We start from the raw sequence: 19,278 nt of genomic DNA, 5'->3' as shown, positions 1-19,278 counted from the left end.
CCGGCGAGGGAAATCACGGGGGCGGCGGCCGGTGATCAACCTCTCGCAACCCTACGGGCAACGATCTGCCCCCGTTCTGCACTCAGCCGCTCTTACGGTTTGCAATTCCCGGCCCGCAGGGCCGCTTCCCCCCCGGATGCGAGAAGACATGCCTCGAGCCGTTCTGCGAACACGCACACGGCAGGTGATCACCGCGATCATCGCTTTGGCACTCGTGGCCACGGCCGGTCTCGCCGTCTCGTCGAAGCAGGCCGAGGCAGCGATCACCAACCCGTTCACCACGCGGTACAGCGTCAACACGAACGGTTCGATCCTGATCACCGGCAACACCAACATGCAGTGCCCTGCCACGGTGGCGACGTGTGCCCACGCGCGCGCCGGGATCAACGACAACGGCGGCACCGAGACGCTGAACAACAACGGCTACGTCATGGGGTACACCGACACCGACGGCAGCACCGACACGTTCAACGACAGCGAGGCGGCCGTCAACATGCCGACCGGCAGCCGGGTGCTCTTCGCCGGGCTGTACTGGAGCGGGGACACCAGCGCCGGCACCAGCGGTGTGGTCGCCCGGAACGCGGCCCGCAAGCGCATCGTCCGCTTCGGCGTGCCCGGCGCGCCCCTGGCGAGCGTCACCGCGACGACCAACTTCGAACCGACCGGGCTCACCACGTACCAGCAGTTCGCGGACGTGACCGCGCAGGTCGCGGGCGCGGGCAACGGCACCTACCGGGTCGCCGACATCGAGGCGGGCACCGGCCAGGACCGGTACGCCGGATGGGCGCTCGTCGTCGCGTACTACAACGCCGACGAGCCGATGCACAGCCTGCGCATCTACGACGGCTACGGCGTGGTGAGCAGCAACTCGGCCTCGGTCGACATCACCGTGTCCGGCATCCAGACGCCGCAGACCGGATCGTTCGAGACCACCATCGGCACGGTCGTCTACGAGGGCGACTTCGGCAAGGTCGGCGACGCGCTCAAGCTGAACGGCGTCTCGGTGTCCGACGCGGAGAACCCGGTCACCAACTTCTTCAACAGCAGCGTCAGCACCGGCGGCGTGGCGAACACCGCCCGCAACCCGAACGTCAAGAACCTGATGGGCGTCGACGCCGACCAGTTCGACGCGACCGGGCTGCTGGCCAACAACGACACCTCGGCGGCCCTGCGGCTGACCACCGTCGGCGACACGTTCTACCCGGGTGCGATCTCCTTCACCACCACCCTGTTCGCGCCCGACCTCGACACCACCACGACCGTCACCGACCTGAACGACGGCGACCTGCTGCCCGGCGACACCATCGAGTACCGCATCGCGGTCCGTAACGAGGGCATCGACGGCGCCCGGCACGCGGTCCTCACCGACGCGATCCCCAGCGGGCTGACCTTCGTGCCCGGCTCGATGACCGTGAACGGGAGCCAGGTCGCCGACAGCGCGCTGCCGCTCTCCTTCGCGCTGCCCGACCTGGCGGTGGGTGGCACCACGCGGGTCACGTTCCGCGCGCGGGTCAACGAGACCACGGCGCCCGGCGCCTCGGTCATCAACGTCCCGACCATGCGGTACGAGGGCGCCGGCACCGGGCTCGTGCTGAACGGCATCGGCGACACCTCGACGGTGACGGTGCAGCGGCCGCACGTCGACCTGGTCGCCGACCTGGCCGCCACGCCGAGTGTGGTGAACCGGGCCTCGACGCCGGCGACCGTCTCCTTCACCGCCTCGGCCCGCAACGACGGCAACGGCCTCGAGCCGCAGCCCGTCGCCACCGTCGATCTGCCCGCCGGAGTGACCCCCGGGGTGATGCCGAACGGCTGCTCGTCCGTGGCCCGCCGGGTGACCTGCGCGCTTCCCCCGGTCGCGCCGACGACCACCACCGCGATGACCTTCCCGGCCACCGTGGACAACAGCACCGCCGACCGGGCCACCGCCACGCTCACCGTGACCGGCGTCGGCGACGACCCCACTCCGGCGGACAACACCGACGACGTGGCCCTGACCCTGAACACCTCGCCCCGGGCCACCGGCGAGTCCGCGAGCACCGGCTCCGGCAGCGCGGTGATCATCCGGGTACGGGACAACGACTCCGACTCCGACGACACCCGCAACACCCTCGCCATCTCGATCAGCACGCCACCGGCCCACGGATCGGTGGTGGTGAACGACGACCAGACGATCACCTACACGCCGGATCCCGGCTGGCGGGGTGACGACACCTTCGTCTACCAGGTGACCGATGCCAACGGCGCCTCCGACACCGCGACGGTCAGCGTCGGCACCGCGAACGCCGATCCGGTGGCGGTCAGCGACGACAGCTCCACCGGCCCGGGCGACCCGGTCACGATCGATGTGCTCGCCAACGACAACGACGTCAACGGGGACACCCGTACGCTCGACTCGGTCACCCAGCCGCAGGCCGGCACCGGTACGGCCCGGATCAGCGACGGGAAGATCGTCTTCACGCCGGCCCCCACCTTCAAGGGCACGGTGACCTTCACCTACACGATCTCGGACGGCTACGGCGGCACCACGGTCGGCACCGTGTCGGTCACCGTCGCCAACGGCCCCCCGGTCGCCGCGGACGACACCGGCAGCGTCGCCTACAGCGGCACGACGACCCTCGACGTGCTCGCCAACGACACCGACCCGAACGACGACCCGCTCACCATCGCCTCGGTGACCACACCCGGCCACGGCACGGCGCAGATCCAGAACGGCAAGATCGACTACACCGCTCCGGCCGGCTTCTCCGGGACCACCACGTTCACCTACACGATCCGGGACGACAGCGGGCAGACCGCCACCGCCGAGGTCACCGTGGAGGTCGCCAACGCCGCGCCGGTGCCGGCCGCCGAGACGGCGAGCACCGGCCACGCCACCCCGGTGGTCGTCGACCCGGCCGGGCACTCGACCGACCCGAACGGCGACACCCTGACCGTCACCGGCACCACCACGCCCGCGCACGGCGCCGCGGTGCTCGGCGACGACGGCAAGATCACCTACACCCCGGACACCGGGTTCCGCGGCACCGAGACCTTCGGGTACACGATCAGCGACGGCCGGGCGAGCGCCGACGGGACCGTGACGATCACCGTCGCGAACGCCGCTCCGGTCGCCCGCCCCGACTCCCTCACGGTGTCGTCGAACGCGCCGACCTCCCTCGACGTGCTCGCCAACGACACCGACGCGAACGGCGACACCCTGACCGTCACCGTCGACGTCCCGCCCACCGCGGGCCACGTCGAGGTCGTCGGCGGGACCATCACCTACCAGGCGCCGAACGGGTTCCACGGCGCCGACTCGTTCGGCTACACGATCTCCGACGGCCAGGGCGGCTCGGCCCACGCCACCGTCTCGGTGGTAGCCGTCGACATGCCGCCCCGGGCCGGCGCGGACGCCATGGGCACCGGCACGAACGGCACGGTCACGATCAACGTGCTGGGCAACGACGACGACCCGAACGGTGACGCGCTGACCCTGACCGCGACGACCACCCCGGGTCACGGAACGGTCGAGAGCACCCCAGCGGGGCTGGTCACGTACACGCCGGCCACCGGGTTCTGCGGTACCGACGTGTTCACGTACACCGTCGCCGACACCGCCGGGAACACCGCCTCCGCGGCCGTCGTGGTCACCGTCGCGAATGTGGCGCCGAACGCGCTGCCCGACCGTTTCTCGGTGCGCTCCGGCACGGCCACCACTCTGAACGTGCTGGCCAACGACACCGACGCGAACACCGGCCAGGTGCTGACCGTGATCCGGGCGCAGACCCCGGCGCACGGCACGGCGACGATCGTCGACGGCACGCTGGTCTACCAGCCGGACGCCGGGTTCGCCGGCTCGGAGAGCTTCAACTACGAGCTCACCGACGATCTCGGGGCCATCGACACGGCCGTCGTCACCGTGCTGGTCTCCGGAGTCCCGGTGGCCGCCCCCGACCAGGCGGCGACACCCTCCGGGAAGGCCGTCGACATCGACGTGACCGGCAACGACACCGACCCGGACGGCGACCGGCTGACCATCGCCGGCATCACCCAGCCGGCACACGGCCGCGTCGCGGTCAACGCCGACCGGACCGTCCGCTACACGCCGGCCTCGGCCTTCCACGGCATCGACACGTTCACGTACACGATCGAGGACGCCGCCGGGGACACCGCCGACGGCAAGGTCACCGTGGTCGTGGGCAACGCCGCCCCGGTCGCCGCGCCGGACACCGCCGCGGTGGAGAGCGGCCGGTACGTCGACGTCGACGTGCTCGGCAACGACACCGACCCCAACAGCGACCAGAAGCTCAGCGTCGGCGCCGTCGGCGAGCCGGGGCACGGCACGGCGGCCGTCTCCGGCGGCAAGGTCCGGTACACCCCGGAGAAGGACTTCGCGGGCGTCGACGAGTTCACCTACGAGGTGAGCGACGGCGAGGGCGGCAAGGCCACCGGCAAGGTGACGGTGACCGTGACCGACCACCTGCCGATCGCCGTTCCGGACCGGGCGGCCACGCCGTACCAGCGGGCGCTCACCATCCCGGTGCTCGACAACGACGTGGCGCCGGAGGGCCCGCTGGCCCTCGTGTCGATCGGCACGCCGGACCACGGCACCGCGGCGGCCGACGGGGACCAGATCGTCTACACCCCGGCGGACGGCTTCTCCGGCGTCGCGACCTTCGAGTACCGCGCCCGGGACACCCTGGGGCAGACCACCGGATCGACGGTGACGGTCACCGTGTCGCCGGCGCCGCACGCGCCGGACAAGGAGGCGGTCACCAAGCCGGACGAGCCGGTCGTCATCCCGCTGCCGACGGTCGACAAGAACGGCATCGGCATCACGGTGACCAAGGTCGGCACACCGCAGCACGGCACGGTCCAGCTCAACCCGGACGGCACGTTCACCTACCTCCCGGACAAGGGCTTCACCGGCACGGACTCGTTCACCTACGAGGCCGTGGACGCGGACGGCAACGTCACCACCGGCACCATCACGGTGACCGTGGCCGGGTTCGGCAGCGGGATACCGACGGCGGTGAAGGACAGGTACACCGTCGAGGCCGGCGGGACGCTCACCTTCTCGCCCACGTCGAACGACACCGACCCGAACGGCGGCGCCCTGACCCTCGTCAAGGTCAGCAAGCCGGACCGGGGCACGGCGACGGTGGCCGACCTCACCGTGACCTACGTCGCGCCCACCGGCTTCACCGGCACCGAAACCCTCGGATACACGATCCGGAACGCGAACGGCAGCACCGCGCGCGCCACGATCGCCATCCGGGTCACCGCGGCCGCCACGGTGGATCTGCCGACGACCGGCGCCGACCTCGTCCCGGCCATGTCGGCGGGCGTGGCCGCGATCGCGATCGGCGGGGTGCTGGTCATGATCACCACCGGACGGCCGGGCCGGCACCGCCCCGGACGCCACCGGGGCGCCTGACCCGGACACGACTGAGGGGCGGGTCGCTCGCGCGGCCCGCCCCTCAGTTACGACTGGACTCAGAAGTCCATGTCACCGCCGCCCGGGGCACCGGCCGGAGCCGGGGTCTTCTCGGGCTTGTCGGCCACGACGGCCTCGGTGGTGAGGAACAGCGCGGCGATCGACGCGGCGTTCTGCAGCGCCGAGCGGGTGACCTTGGCCGGGTCGATGATGCCCGCGGCCAGCAGGTCGACGTACTCACCGTTCGCGGCGTTGAGGCCGTGACCCGGCTCGAGGTTGCGCACCTTCTCCACCACGACGCCACCCTCGAGGCCGGCGTTCACAGCGATCTGACGCAGCGGGGCGTCCAGCGCGACCTTGACGATGTTGGCACCGGTGGCCTCGTCGCCGATCAGGTCGAGCTTCTCGAAGGCGGTCTTGCCGGCCTGCACCAGCGCGACGCCACCACCCGGGACGATGCCCTCCTCGACGGCCGCCTTCGCGTTGCGAACGGCGTCCTCGATGCGGTGCTTGCGCTCCTTGAGCTCGACCTCGGTGGCCGCGCCGACCTTGATCACCGCAACACCGCCGGCCAGCTTGGCCAGGCGCTCCTGCAGCTTCTCACGGTCGTAGTCGGAGTCCGAACGCTCGATCTCGGCGCGGATCTGGTTGACCCGGCCCTGGATCTGCTCGGCGTTGCCGGCACCGTCGACGATGGTGGTCTCGTCCTTGGTGATGACGACCTTGCGGGCCTGGCCCAGCAGGGACAGGTCGGCGGCGTCCAGCTTGAGGCCGACCTCCTCGCTGATGACGGCGCCACCGGTGAGGATGGCGATGTCCTCCAGCATGGCCTTGCGGCGGTCACCGAAGCCGGGGGCCTTGACGGCGACCGACTTGAAGGTGCCACGGACCTTGTTGACGACCAGGGTGGCCAGGGCCTCGCCCTCGACGTCCTCGGCGATGATCACGAGGGGCTTGCCGCCCTGCATGACCTTCTCCAGGATCGGGAGCAGGTCCTTGACCGCGGAGATCTTGCTGTTCGCGATCAGGATGTACGGGTCGTCGAAGACGGCCTCCATACGCTCCGCGTCGGTCATGAAGTAGGCCGAGATGAAGCCCTTGTCGAAGCGCATACCCTCGGTGAGCTCGAGCTCGAGGCCGAAGGTGTTGCTCTCCTCGACGGTGATGACGCCTTCCTTGCCGACCTTGTCCATGGCCTCGGCGACCTTCTCGCCGACCGTGGTGTCAGCGGCCGAGATGGAGGCGGTGGAGGCGATCTGCTCCTTGGTCTCCACGTCCTTCGCGAGCTTGCTCAGCTCCTCGGAGACGCTGGCCACGGCGGCCTCGATGCCCCGCTTGAGGGCCATCGGGTTCGCGCCGGCCGCGACGTTGCGCAGGCCCTCCCGGACCAGCGCCTGGGCCAGGACGGTCGCGGTCGTCGTGCCGTCACCGGCGACGTCGTCCGTCTTCTTCGCGACCTCCTTGACCAGCTCGGCGCCGATCTTCTCGAAGGTGTCCTCGAGCTCGATCTCCTTGGCGATGGATACACCATCGTTGGTGATCGTGGGAGCGCCCCACTTCTTCTCGAGAACCACGTTGCGGCCCTTGGGGCCGAGGGTCACCTTGACCGCGTCCGCGAGCTGGTTCATGCCACGCTCGAGGCCCCGACGAGCCTCCTCGTCGAATGCGATGATCTTGGCCATACGGCGTTGTCCTCCCGGACATCCGCGGCGCCGGGCCTCGTCGGCCCCGCTCTCCGCACGTTGAGGAAGTCTGCGGACGCCACCACCTGGCGAAGGTGACGTCCTCAGGCCGAGCCGGATAGCCCGCGACGACCGGCTCCGTGCCCCGATGCCGATGGCAGCATCGCGACCGGAACCCCACCGTCCCGACCTGCTGGCACTCAGCATGCGCGAGTGCCAATCACTTGTTTAGCACTCTCCGATGGCGAGTGCAAGAAACCCCATCTTCCCGCGAAAGCCCGGAAGAGGCCGCCGTTTCGGCTAAGGATCTTGCAAGCCCAGCTCAGCCGGGGTGGCGGCGGTTTCCGGCGGCACCGGACGAGACGTGACGAGCGCCGCAACGGCCCAGCCGACGACGAGGGCCGCCGCGAGCACCTGAGGCAACCACGGGATCGGGATGCGGCCCACCACCCACGTGAGGAGCGGCAGGGCCACGGAGCCGGCCGGCAGCCACCCGGAGCGGCGTCCGGAGCCGGCGGCCGGGAAGAGGGCGCCGGCGGCAAGGCCCAGCAGGATCGACTTCACCGCGAGGACGAGGAAGCTCACCACCGTGTTGCTCGCCTCGTCACCGCTCCCGGCGGCGCCGGCGACCAGGACGGAGACGAACCAGAGGCAGCCGCCGAGCACCGCCAGCAGCAGCACCCGGCCGGCCCGCACCCACCGCCCGGCCAGCACGGCGACCACGGTGAGAGCCACCACCGAAGGCAACTCGGCGATCAGGACGAACAGCGGCTGGAGCAGGGTTCGCAGCGGGTTCCCGCCCGGGGCCGGCGCACCGATCAGCGCGGGGAGGAGGAACGCAGGGGCGAGCTGGATCGCGAACACGAGCGGAACTGTCGCGGCCAGCGCCCAGGGCCGGGCCCGCACCAGCCGGAGGCCGGAGAGCGGCTCGGCCGCCGGGCCGGTGTCGATGTGCATCGAACGATCATGCGACCGGGCCGCAACCCGCGGTGTCGTCCGGGCGCTCGGGTTCGCGACAACCCGGTTGCCGAGCGGGTGGACCGGCGGTAGTGATGGAGCCATGGAGAACTGGGACGTACGGCGGGTGACCCCGGAGGACGCCGGGCGTATGCGGGCGCTCCGCCTGGAGATGCTGGCGGACAGCCCGCTGGCGTTCCTGGAGACCCTGGCGCAGGCCGCGGCCCGGCCGCACGAGAGCTATCGGCAGCGGATCAGGCAGTCGTCGGAGGGGCCGGACACGGCTCAGTTCATCGTCGACCCGGGCGGGCCGCTGATCGGGCACGCCGGCGGGACCACGGTGCCCGGCGAGCCCAGCTGCACGGTGATCTTCGCGGTCTACCTGACCCCCGCCCACCGCGGCGGCAAGTTGCTCGGCCAGCTCGTCGAGGCGGTCGCCGACTGGTCCTCGGCGGCCGGGCGCGACGAGCTGATGCTGGAGGTGGTCTGCGGCAACGACCGGGCGGTCCGGGCGTACGAGAAGCTGGGTTTCACCGACACCGGGGTCCGCCTGCCGCACCCGACCGTCCGCGCCCTCACCGAGTTGCAGATGCGCCGGCGGGTGTGAGGTGGCCGGGCGCGGGTGGCACGCGACGCGGACGACGCTGACCGCGGTGAACGGGACGACCCTGATCGGCCTGCTGATCGCCCTCGGCACCGGGACGAGGGTGCGACGTGGGCGGCACGGCGTGCTGATCGCGGAGAACTTCCGGTTCCGGATGCCGGCCGGCTCCTGCTTCACGGTCGGCTCGGTGATCATCACGAACCGCCCGGCCGAGTGGCTGCTCGCCGAGGAGCGGGCCCGGTTGTTCACCCACGAGTCCCGCCACGCGAGCCAGTATGCGTTCTTCGGCCCGTTCTTCTGGCCCGCCTACTGGATCGCGTGCGGCTGGTCGATCGCGCTGACCACGTCCTACGGCGTGCGCAACTGGTTCGAGAAGAACGCGGGCCTGGCCGATGGGCACTACCCGGAGGAACTCCCACTGCGACCGTGGATCCTCAAGATGTTTGGTCGGGAGGACGGACGCACAACGCCTCCGGGCACGTAGCCGTTTGGGTCAGCGCTGGATCGTTGGGACCCTCGGAGATTGTCGCCAAGCTCTGGTGAGGGGCCTCGTACGGCGCCGCGTCCTCCCGCAGAGAGCATCCTGCCCATCCGGAGATCGGAGTGCAAGTCCTCGGAGGAGGTAATTCTGACAACCGGCTGATCGTCGGTGACGGTCAGTGAGAGTTGGTCACGAATTGGTGACCTTCGCCCGGCCGGTCGGGCGACCCGTAACGGGTCAGCCGAGCAGCCCCGCCTCCCGTGCGCCACGCAGCGACGGCTTGATCGTGTGGGTCGGTCCAACCTGGCCGGCCACCGCGTCGAGCGTCTTCAGGCCCTCACCGGTGTTGTAGACGACGGTCTCCTTGGCCGGGTCGAGCTTGCCGCTCGCCACCAGCTTCTTGAGAACCGCCACAGTGGTGCCGCCGGCGGTCTCGGCGAAGATGCCGGTCGTCTCGGCGAGCAGCCGGATGCCCTCGCGGATCTCGTCGTCGTTCGCGTAGTCCATCCAGCCACCGGTGCGCTTGACGGCCTCGATCGCGTACGGCCCGGCGGCCGGGTCACCGATGTTGAGCGACTTTGCGATGCCGGTCGGCTTCACCGGGGTGATCACGTCGGTGTCGGCGTGCAGGGCGACCGCGATCGGGTTGCAGCCCTCGGACTGGGCGCCGAAGACGGTCCAGCCGCCCTCCGGAGCCTCGGCCAGTCCGATCTCGACCAGCTCGGAGAACGCCTTGTCCACCTTGGTGAGCAGCTCACCGGAGGCCATCGGGATGACCACCTGGGCCGGGATGCGCCAGCCCAGCTGCTCGGCCACCTCGTAGCCCAGGGTCTTCGAGCCCTCGGCGTAGAACGGGCGGACGTTCACATTCACGAACGCGGTGTCCTCGAACTCGTCGGTCTCCACGAGCTCACTGCACAGCCGGTTCACGTCGTCGTAGGAGCCCTCGATGGCGACCAACTCACCGCCGTACACCGCGGTCGTGATGATCTTGCCCGGCTCCAGGTCGGAGGGGATGAAGACGATGCTCGGCACCCCGGCGCGGGCCGCGTGGGCGGCGACCGAGTTGGCCAGGTTACCGGTCGACGCGCAGGAGAACCGGTTGAAGCCCAGCTCCTTGGCGGCGGTCAGGGCCACCGAGACGACCCGGTCCTTGAACGAGTGCGTCGGGTTCTGCGAGTCGTCCTTGACGTAGAGCGGCGCCTCGATGCCGACCGCGGCGGCCAGCTGCGGGGCGGCCACCAGCGGGGTCAGGCCGGGGTCGAGGGTCACCCGGGTCGCCGGGTCCTGGCCGGCGGGCAGCAACGCCGCGTAACGCCAGATGTTCTGCGGGCCCGCCTCGATCTGGGCCCGGGTCACCCGCGCGAGAGCCGCCTCGTCGTACGCGACCTCGAGCGGGCCGAAACACTCGTAACAGGCGTGCTGCGCGGCGAGCGGGTACTCGGCGCCGCAGGCGCGACAGATCAGCCCACGAGCGGGCGAGGTGGAGGTGTGCGAGGGTGCGTCAACGACAGACGTCATCAGAGTTTCCTCTCATCTTTCCCCGCGGCGACCTGCCGAAACGGGGACGGAATTAGCACCTGCCACACGCGGCTCGTCATCGAGAATCGCTGCGCGGTGGTTGCCGGGGCTTCGTCGGGCCGTATCCCTCTGCCCCTCTGGATGAGGTATTCAGTTGTTTCCCACACCTTACGACGAGATGCCGCGTACGCCACACGAAGTTCCCGAGGTGTGAGCCAAACCCCTGTCTGGCTCACATCGGTGTCAGAACTCGGCCATGCAGGAGACCTGGGTGGCCACCGGGCGGTAGCCGAGCCGCGTGTTCACCGCGAGCATCGGCTTGTTCTCCTCGTCGTTGCTGGTGTAGGCGACGCGCACCCCGGACGCCGCGGCCCGGCGCAGCGCCGCGTACTTGACCAGGTGGGCCAGACCACGGTCGCGGTACGCCGGGACGGTGGCGGTCATGTCCGACCACATCCGGTCGCCGTCCCGCATCACCAGCGAGAACGACACGATCTCCCGGTCCCCGACGGCCGCGATGCTGGCGTCCCGGTCCAGGCCGGGCTCGTCCCAGATCTCGTAGCGCCACAGCGGGTACGGCGTCGGCTGCGGCGCGGTCTCGCCGGGCTCGTCGGTCGCGGCCGCCACATCCGCCGCGTACAGCGCCTCCTCCGTCACCTCACGCAGCCGCACCACCTGGATCCCGGGCGGCGCCGGCACGAACGGCCGGTCGCCGAACCCGGTCAGGTCGAGGCCCGAGAAGCGCATCTCCCGGGACGGCTCGAAGCCGTGCGCCCGGGCGAACCCGACCGCCTCCGGAGCGGCCCAGCTGCTCGCCCGCCGCACCCCGATCGAACGCAGGTGGCCGACCGCCTCGGCGAGCAGGGCCGCGCCGACGCCCCGGCCGCGGTGCTGCGGATGCACGTGCAGCCCGACCCGCCCGAAACCCGGATCGGCCGAGCGGGTGTCCCGGAACGCCGAGACGAGCCCGATGATCCCGGCGCCGCTCTCGGCCACCCGGAAGATCCGGTCGGCGCCGGGCGCCGGCTCGGCGAACATGCGGCGGGTGGTCGCCTCACCACGCACCAGATAGGGATGGACCACGAGGCGGAGGGCGACCGCCCCCGCGGCGTCGTCGGGGCGGGCCGGGCGGATCGAGAAGTCAGCCGTCACGGCCGCCATGCCATCGCGCGGGCACCCCGGCCGTCAACCCGATTGTGGTTTACGAGGTGACGTCCTTGCGCGTGAAGCGGTAGAACGCGAACCCCCAGAAGAGGGTGGCGTAGACGATCGCGGAGATCGCGCCCTTCGCCAGGTCCTCGGTCTGCACCGGGGTGGAGAGCAGGCCCATCCAGGCGTCCGTGTAGTGGGTGGGCAGGCCGTTGCGGATGCCGCCGAGCGCGTCGATCTGATCCAGGATGCTGGACAGGATCCACAGCAGCACGGCGCCGCCGACCGCGCCCAGGGCGGCGTCGGTCAGCACCGACAGCAGGAACGCCAGGCCGGCCACCACGAGCAGGGTGGTCGCCAGGTAGGCACAGATCCCCAGCAGCCGCAGCAGCCCCTCACCGGGCGGGATCTCGGCGGCGATCGTGCTGCCCATCGGGGACCAGCCGTACCGCAGCGTGCCGACGAGCAGGCTGGTGCCGACGAGCAGCAGGAGGGCCAGCAGCGAGTAGCCGGCGGCGACGGTCAGCTTGACGCCGAGCAGCCGGGCCCGCGGGACCGGGATCGCCAGCAGATAGCGCAGGCTGCCCCAGCTCGCCTCGCTGGCCACCGTGTCGCCGAAGAACAACGCGACCACCACCACCAGCAGGAACCCGGCCGAGACGGCGAGACCGAAGAGCGCGAAGTTGAGCCCGCCGGAGGTGGCCAGGTCGGCCATGCTGCTGAACGCGCCACCGCCGTTGCCGTCGTTGTCGTCGCGGCCGCCGCCACCGAACTCGAAGGCGGCCAGGACGATCAGCGGCAGCAGCACCATGAAGCCGAGCGCGAGTTGCGTACGCCGCCGGGATGCCTGCCGGCGCACCTCGGCCCAGAGCGGCAGCGTGCGCGACGGCTTGTAGCCGGAAGCCGCTTCCAGGGTGGTGGTCATCGGTCCCCACTTCCTCGCGAGTTGTCGCCGACCAGGGACAGGAAGGCGTCCTCCAGGCGGCGGCGCGGCACCAGCCGGTCCACTCCGATGCCGGCCTCCACCAGGGAGGCGACCACCTCCGAGCGGGCCGTGCCGTTCATGTCCACGATCAGCCCGCTGGCGCCTTCGGTCTTGACCGAGGCCACCCCCAGGTCCTGCAGGATCCGGGTCGCGGCCGGCACGTCGGAGACGTCGAGCTGCACCGACGGGGAGTCCCCGACGATGTCGCTGACCGGGCCGGACGCCACGATCCGGCCCTTGTTGACGACGACCGCGTGGGTGCAGGTCTGCTCCACCTCGGCGAGCAGGTGGCTGGAGACCAGCACGGCCCGGCCGTCGGTGGCGTAACGCTGCAGGACGCGGCGCATCTCGGCGATCTGCGGCGGGTCCAGCCCGTCCGTCGGCTCGTCGAGCACCAGCAGCTCCGGCAGGCCGAGCATGGCCTGCGCGATGGCGAGCCGCTGCCGCATGCCGTGGCTGTACTTACGCGTCTTGCGGTGCACCGAGTCGCCCAGGCCGGCGATCTCCAGGGCCTCCTCGAACCGGGCGTCGGCCCACGGGCGGCCGGTGGCCTGCCAGTACGCCCTCAGGTTCTCCGCACCGGACAGGTGCGGCAGGAAACCGGGGCCCTCGACCAGCGCGCCGACCCGGGACAGGATCGGGGCGCCCGGGACCAGCCGGTGCCCGAAGACGTAGATCTCCCCGGCGGTCGGCTGGGTCAGGCCCATCAGCACCCGCAGCGTGGTGGTCTTGCCCGCGCCGTTCGGCCCGAGCAGGCCGACGACCTGGCCGCGCTCGACCGTGAAGCCGATCTCCTGAACCGCCACGAAGCCGTCGCCGTACGCCTTACGCAGCCCGTTCACCACGAGCGGGGTGTCCGCGTGCTCCTCGACCACCGCCACGTCGCGCCGCCGGTGCCGGATCCGGCTGATCAGCAGCAGCACGGCCAGGCCGAGCAGGATCACGCCGATCACCCCGGCCAGCACATACCACCAGATGCTGCCGGGGTCGGCGATCGGCGTGCCGGTCAGCGTCGGCAGGGTCAGCGCCGGCTCCACCGCGACCGTGTACGTGGCCGGCTGGGCGGGCGTGAGGAAAGCCTGGTCGGAGGTGGCGACGGTGACCCGTACCGTATGACCGGCCTCGATCTGCCGGACGATCGCCGGAAGCGTGACGCTGACCGGTTGGGCCGCATTGATGTCGGCCGGCAGGCCGGTGAGCCGGATCGGCGCGACCAGGCCGGCGCTGAGCGTCGCCGACCCGTTGGCGTCGACGTCGTAGAGCTTGACGAAGAGGATCGCCTCGCCGGTCGGTGAGGCCGCCCGCAACCGCACCGCCGGTGCGCCGGCCACCTCGACCGGGGCGGTCAGCGCCGCCGACTCGAAGTCGGCGTGCTGGCCGGGCACGTCCATGGCCACGCCGCCGCTGAGCACCGAGCTGAGCCGGCTGGTGATGCCGGGCATCGACGAGATGGCGCCGGGGTTGCCGTTCGGCGGGTTGGCGATCGGCTGCGCCCGGCCCTGCAGGGTGATCTCGGTGCTGCCGGTGCCGGTGAGCCCGGGGTACGACCCGGTGGAGTAGCCGTTGGTGACCAGCCCGCGGTCGAGCGCGCTGAACCCGGCCACCCGGGAGAACGTGAAGTCGTCGCCGGGCGCCTCGCCCTCGCCCTTCAGGTAGTGGTCGAGCCACTGGGCCGTGAGGAACTTGAGCCGGTCGGAGTCGGAGGCCGGGCCGGCGCCGCCGTCGTGGCCGCCGGTGAACCAGGCGACCCGCACCGGGGTGCCGGTCGCGGCGATGCCCTTGGCGTTGGCGTCGGCCTCGGAGAGCGGGAAGAGCGTGTCGACCGCGCCCTGGATGAGCAGCGTCGGCGCCTTGATCCGGTCGAGGACGGTGGCCGGGCTGGACTTGAGCAGCAGCGCCCTGGTCGTCTCGTCGGGGATGCCGGTGGTGGCCATCTGCAGGTAGGCCTTGCAGACGTCCTCGGCGAACCGGCCGCAGGCGGGATCGCCCTGCTCCTGGCCTCGGCCACCGCCCATGAGGCCGAGCGCCGACGCTCCGCCGTTGCCGAAGAAGTAGCCCGCCCAGGCCTTCTTGAAGACGCCACCCGGGACCAGCGCCTGGTTCAGATCGTTCCAGGTGATCTGCGGGACGATCGCGTCGACCCGCTGGTCCTGGGCGGCCAGCAGCAGGGCGAGCGCCCCGCCGTAGGACCCGCCGACCGCCGCCACCCTCGGGTCGCCGGCGCCGTCGGTGACCACCTCGGGCCGGGCGGCCAGCCAGTCGAGCAGCTTCTGCGCGTCCTTGACCTCGTGGTCGGGGCTGTCCAGGTGGATCTGGCCGGTGCTGCGGCCGAAACCGCGAGCGGTGTAGGTCAGAACGGCGTAGCCGCGCCCGGCCAGCGACTCGGCGTCGTCACGGACCGACTCCTTGCTGCCGCCGAACCCGTGCGCGAGCAGCACCGCGGGCACCTTGCCGTCGCGGTCGGCCGGCAGGTAGAAGCGGGCGTCCAGCTCGACGTCGGCGCCGGCGAGCCGGAGGTCCTCGGTGGTCCAGGCATCCGGCGTGGGACGGACCGCCCAGACGGCGGCGCCGGCCAGCACCACGAGGGCGGCCGCGGCGGGCAGGACCCGGCGCCGGGGAAGCCGGGAGAGCGCGCGGCGCAGTCCGGCGGTCAGGTCAGGCATGGCGCACACGCTAGCCCGACACGGCTGAGCGGTGCCTGTGAAACCTCTCAGCCGCCCGGCTACCCTCCGGCGGCTAGCGTTGACCCCTCAGACCGTCTTCGCGAAAGGCACGCCCGGTGGCCGATGACCTCACGCTGACCGTGACCCTGCGGCCCGCCGCCCTGGACGCGCGACGCGGCATCGTGCGGTTGCACCCGGAGGTGATGGCCGCCCTGGCCCTGCGCCCCGGCGATCCGGTCCGGCTGACCGGCACGCGCACCACCGCCGGGATCGTGGCCAAGGCCGAGTCCACGGCCGGGCGCGGCCTGCTCTACGCCGACGACCTGACCCTCGGCAACCTCGGCATGCGCGACGGCGGCCAGGTCACCGTCACCCCGGTCCCGGTGACCCAGGCGACCCGGGTGACGCTCGCCGGCCCGGCCGAGGTGGTCGCCGTGGTCTCCCCCGAGATGCTGCGCCTGGCGCTGCTCGGCAAGGTGGTCAGCGCCGGCGACGACGTCTCCCTGCTGCCGCAGGACGTGCTCCCGGAGGCCGGGCACCGCCCGCTCGTCGAGGCCGCCCGGCGCAGCCTCGCCAACCGGGTCGGTTACGCCTGGACCAGCACCCTGCTCAGCGTCATCGAGGTGACCGGCGGCGACGCCTCGCTGGTCACCATGGACACCGTGGTCGCCTGGCAGAACGGCCCCGCCGCGGGCGTCTCCCCGGCCCGCCCGGAGGCCTCCCCCAGCGCGCCCGCCTCCACCGATCCGGATGTGCCGCCGCTCAGCCTCGACGACCTGCCCGGGCTGCGGGCGCAGGCCAAGGAGCTGGAGGAACTGCTCGATCTCGGGTTCCACCACGGTGAGGTGCTGGCCAAGCTGGGCACCCGGGTGACACTCGGCGTGCTGATCTCCGGCCCCTCCGGGTCCGGGAAGTCGGCGCTGGTCCGGGCGGTGGGCGCGGCGGTCGGCGCGGAGGTCCGCACCATCTGGGGACCGGAGCTGGCCGCCCTCACCAACAATGCGGCGGCGGCACGGTTGCGAGAGATCTCCCGGGAGGTACGCACCGGGCGCCCGGCCGTGCTGCTCATCTCCGACGTCGAGGCGCTGGCCCCGCGCGAGGAGCCCGGGCCGATCTCCACGGTCTTCCGTCAGGTGCTCGCCGACACGCTCGCCGACCGGACCGCTGTCGTCTGCACCACCAGCAGACCCGAGTCGGTGGACCCGTCCCTGCGTGCCCCGGAGCTGCTGTCCGTCCAGCTCACGGTCCCCCTGCCGGACTCGGCGATGCGCCGCGAGCAGCTGGGCGTGCTGACCCGGGGGATGCCACTGGCCGAGGATGTACGGCTGGACGAGGTCGCCGGGCGTACCCCCGGGTTCGTCGCCGCCGACCTCGGCGCCCTGGCCCGGGAAGCCGGGGTCCGGGCCGCGCTCCGTGTCGTCGGGGCGGCCGGCGAGTCGTCCGAGGTGGTCACCATGGCCGACTTCGAGGCCGCTCTCGACGTGGTGCGGCCCACCTCGATGGCCGAGTCCACGCTGGAGGTCGCGGCGGTCACCCTCGACGACGTCGGCGACATGGCCGAGGTCAAGCAGGTGCTCACCGAGTCGGTGCTGTGGCCGCTGACCTATCCGGACACGTTCGCCCGGCTCGGGGTGTCACCGCCGCGCGGGGTCCTGCTCTACGGCCCGCCCGGCTGCGGCAAGACCTATCTGGTCAAGGCCATCGCTGGTACGGGTAAGGCCAACGTCCTGTCGGTCAAGGGCGCCGAGCTGCTCAGCAAGTGGGTCGGTGACAGTGAGCGGTCGGTGCGTGAGCTGTTCCGCCGAGCCCGGGAGGCCGCGCCGACGCTCGTCTTCCTCGACGAGGTGGACGCCCTGGCCCCGGCCCGCGGGCAGGGCACCGACGGTGGCGTGACGGACCGGGTGGTGGCCGCTCTGCTGACCGAGTTGGACGGTGTCGAGGACCTGCGCAACGTCGTGGTCATCGGGGCCACCAACCGGCCCGACCTGATCGATCCCGCGCTCCTGCGGCCGGGCCGGCTGGAACGGCTGGTGTTCGTGCCCCCGCCGGACGCCGACGCCCGCACCGCGATCCTGCGCGCCTCGTCGAAGGCCGTGCCGCTCGACTCGTCGGTCGACCTCGTCGAGCTGGGCGCCTCCCTCGACGGCTTCTCGGCCGCCGACTGCGCCGCGCTGATCCGTGAGTCGGCGCTGGCCGCGATGCGCGACTCGCTGGAGGCGACCACGGTGACCGCGGCCAACGTGGCGACCGCCCGCTCGCGCGTCCGCCCCTCCCTCGACCCCGACCAGGTGGCCTGGCTCGCCGCCTACGCCGAGTCCCACCAGCCCTGACCACGGCCAGGCTCCCGGAGCCGCCGAACCCGTCCCCGACAGCCGCACGGCCGGCCGGGTTCCCGGGCTGCTCGCGGAGGCGGTCCGTGATCGGGGTTCAGCGGCGGCGGGTGCGGGCCCGGGCCGAGCGGAGGCGGCGGAGCCGGCCGACCAGGACCGGGTCCTTCTCCAGGGCGGCCGGGTTGTCGAGCAGCCCGTTGAGGAGCTGGTAGTAGCGGGTCGAGGAGAGGCCGAAGGTGTCCCGGATGGCCTGCTCCTTGGCTCCGGCGTGCTTCCACCACTTGCCCTCGAAGGCGAGGATCTCCAGCTCTCGGTCGGAGAGCGAAGACGGCCCGGCGGCAAGCGGAGACGATCCGGCGGCAAGCGGAGACGACCCGGTGGCGAGCGGAGCGGACTCGGCGACCGGGGCGGGCTCGGTGGGAGCGGAGCGCGGGGCGGGGATGTGTTGCTGGTCCTCGACGGGCTGGTCACCGGTCGGTTCGGCGGCGGGCTGCATGGCACTCCAGACGGCATCGGTGACCACGGATTTCACGAGGGATCCTCAGCATAGGACGCCCTTCAGAACCCCGCAGACGCTACCTGAAGCGACCATTCGACTACGGACCGTCCACATAGCCACCACCCGATCGGCTGTAGCAACGCCGATCCGAGGAATTCAGGCGGTGATGACGTCCACTCCGGCATCCCGGAAGGCGGCGATCGTCGAGGCGGACGCCCCGGAGTCGGTGACCAGCGTCTCGATCTTGCTGATCGGGCAGATCCGCGCGAACGCGTGGCCACCCAGCTTCGACGAGTCGGCGATCACGACCACCCGCTTGGCCCGCGCGACCATCAGGCTGTTCATGGACGCCTCCCCCTCGTGGTGGGAGGCCGCACCCAGCTCGACGTCGAGCGCGTCGACCCCGAGCAGCACGATGTCGAGGGTGACCTCCTTGAGCAGGGCCCCGCCGAGCGGGCCGACCACCTCGAAGGACTGCGGGCGCACCACCCCACCGGCCACCACGATCTTCATGCGCGAGCGCAGCAGCAGCTCGTTGGCGATGTTGAGGGCGTTGGTGACGACGGTGAGCTGGGAGCCCTCCCCGCCGGCGTTGAGATCGGGGCGGACGGCGAGCGCGCGGGCCACCTCGGTGATCGTGGTGCCGCCGTTGAGCCCGACCACGGTGCCCGGGGTGACCAGGCGGGCCGCGGCCTCTCCGATGCGCTGCTTCTCGGCGGAGTGCTTGGCGCTCTTGTAGCGCAGCGGCAGATCGTAGGAGACGCCGTTGGCGACCGCGCCGCCCCGGGTGCGGGTGATCATCTGCTGCTGGGCCAGCTGGTCGAAGTCGCGGCGGATGGTCGCCTGGGACACGTCGAGGCGCTCGGAGGCCTCCTCCACGGTCACCCGGCCGCTCTCCGTCAGTAGCTCAAGCAGGGCATTCCACCGCGCGTACCGGTCCACCCACCACTCTCCGATGCACGTTCCATGATAAGTGTGTGCACATTAG

Annotated in this window: 12 protein-coding genes and 1 riboswitch; of the genes, 4 read left to right on the top strand and 8 right to left on the bottom strand. The window is 71.5% G+C overall.

What is annotated here, in order from left to right:
- Window positions 1-184 precede the first annotated feature (184 nt).
- Entirely contained in the window at window positions 185-5,419 is a 5,235-nt protein-coding gene (locus tag BM290_RS31210; RefSeq protein WP_177319978.1) for an Ig-like domain-containing protein, read from the top strand.
- A 59-nt stretch (window positions 5,420-5,478) separates the two neighbouring features.
- Here the strand turns inward: BM290_RS31210 and groL are convergent, their stop codons facing one another.
- Window positions 5,479-7,101 carry a chaperonin GroEL gene (groL, locus tag BM290_RS31205; RefSeq protein ID WP_093619494.1) on the bottom strand — a complete coding sequence of 541 codons (1,623 nt, stop codon included), beginning with the start codon at window positions 7,099-7,101 and terminating at the stop codon, window positions 5,479-5,481.
- Window positions 7,102-7,401: 300 nt separating this feature from the next.
- Entirely contained in the window at window positions 7,402-8,058 is a 657-nt protein-coding gene (locus BM290_RS31200) for a hypothetical protein (protein WP_093619493.1), read from the bottom strand.
- A gap of 103 nt (window positions 8,059-8,161) precedes the next feature.
- Between BM290_RS31200 and BM290_RS31195 the strand changes: the two genes are divergently transcribed.
- Window positions 8,162-8,665, top strand: coding sequence for a GNAT family N-acetyltransferase (locus BM290_RS31195; RefSeq protein ID WP_093619492.1), 504 nt, complete (start codon window positions 8,162-8,164; stop codon window positions 8,663-8,665).
- A 46-nt stretch (window positions 8,666-8,711) separates the two neighbouring features.
- Complete coding sequence (locus tag BM290_RS31190) at window positions 8,712-9,146, top strand: hypothetical protein (protein WP_239143788.1); 435 nt, start codon at window positions 8,712-8,714, stop codon at window positions 9,144-9,146.
- A 234-nt stretch (window positions 9,147-9,380) separates the two neighbouring features.
- Here the strand turns inward: BM290_RS31190 and thrC are convergent, their stop codons facing one another.
- From thrC to BM290_RS31170, 4 genes are all read right to left on the bottom strand, one after another.
- The gene (gene thrC / locus BM290_RS31185) at window positions 9,381-10,664 is read right to left on the bottom strand and encodes a threonine synthase (protein WP_093619490.1); all 1,284 of its coding nucleotides are present in this window, start codon (window positions 10,662-10,664) and stop codon (window positions 9,381-9,383) included.
- 9 nt (window positions 10,665-10,673) lie between these two features.
- Window positions 10,674-10,812, bottom strand: a riboswitch (SAM riboswitch).
- Between the two features lie 95 nt (window positions 10,813-10,907).
- Window positions 10,908-11,816, bottom strand: coding sequence for a GNAT family N-acetyltransferase (locus BM290_RS31180; protein ID WP_239143787.1), 909 nt, complete (start codon window positions 11,814-11,816; stop codon window positions 10,908-10,910).
- 49 nt (window positions 11,817-11,865) lie between these two features.
- Entirely contained in the window at window positions 11,866-12,738 is an 873-nt protein-coding gene (locus BM290_RS31175; RefSeq protein ID WP_093619488.1) for an ABC transporter permease, read from the bottom strand.
- A complete protein-coding gene (locus BM290_RS31170) occupies window positions 12,735-15,461 on the bottom strand; it encodes an alpha/beta fold hydrolase (protein WP_093619487.1) in 2,727 nt (908 codons plus the stop codon). Before BM290_RS31170 ends, BM290_RS31175 begins: the two co-directional genes overlap by 4 nt.
- Window positions 15,462-15,577: 116 nt before the next feature.
- On the opposite strand from BM290_RS31170, the gene BM290_RS31165 reads away from it, so the two are divergent.
- Complete coding sequence (locus tag BM290_RS31165) at window positions 15,578-17,791, top strand: AAA family ATPase (RefSeq protein WP_093619486.1); 2,214 nt, start codon at window positions 15,578-15,580, stop codon at window positions 17,789-17,791.
- A 97-nt stretch (window positions 17,792-17,888) separates the two neighbouring features.
- On the opposite strand, the gene BM290_RS31160 is transcribed toward BM290_RS31165, so the two are convergent.
- On the bottom strand, window positions 17,889-18,287 hold the full coding sequence (locus tag BM290_RS31160) for a DUF3263 domain-containing protein (RefSeq protein WP_093619485.1): 399 nt from the start codon (window positions 18,285-18,287) through the stop codon (window positions 17,889-17,891).
- Between the two features lie 159 nt (window positions 18,288-18,446).
- Window positions 18,447-19,232: a DeoR/GlpR family DNA-binding transcription regulator gene (locus BM290_RS31155; RefSeq protein ID WP_093619484.1), complete on the bottom strand. Its 786-nt coding sequence runs from the start codon at window positions 19,230-19,232 to the stop codon at window positions 18,447-18,449.
- Window positions 19,233-19,278: the final 46 nt, after the last annotated feature.

Origin of the sequence: Actinoplanes philippinensis, from assembly GCF_900113015.1 — a bacterium.
GTDB classification, from domain to species: domain Bacteria; phylum Actinomycetota; class Actinomycetes; order Mycobacteriales; family Micromonosporaceae; genus Actinoplanes; species Actinoplanes philippinensis.
Note: the sequence above shows the minus strand (reverse complement) of the source record. Positions and strands in the feature narration are given on the sequence as shown.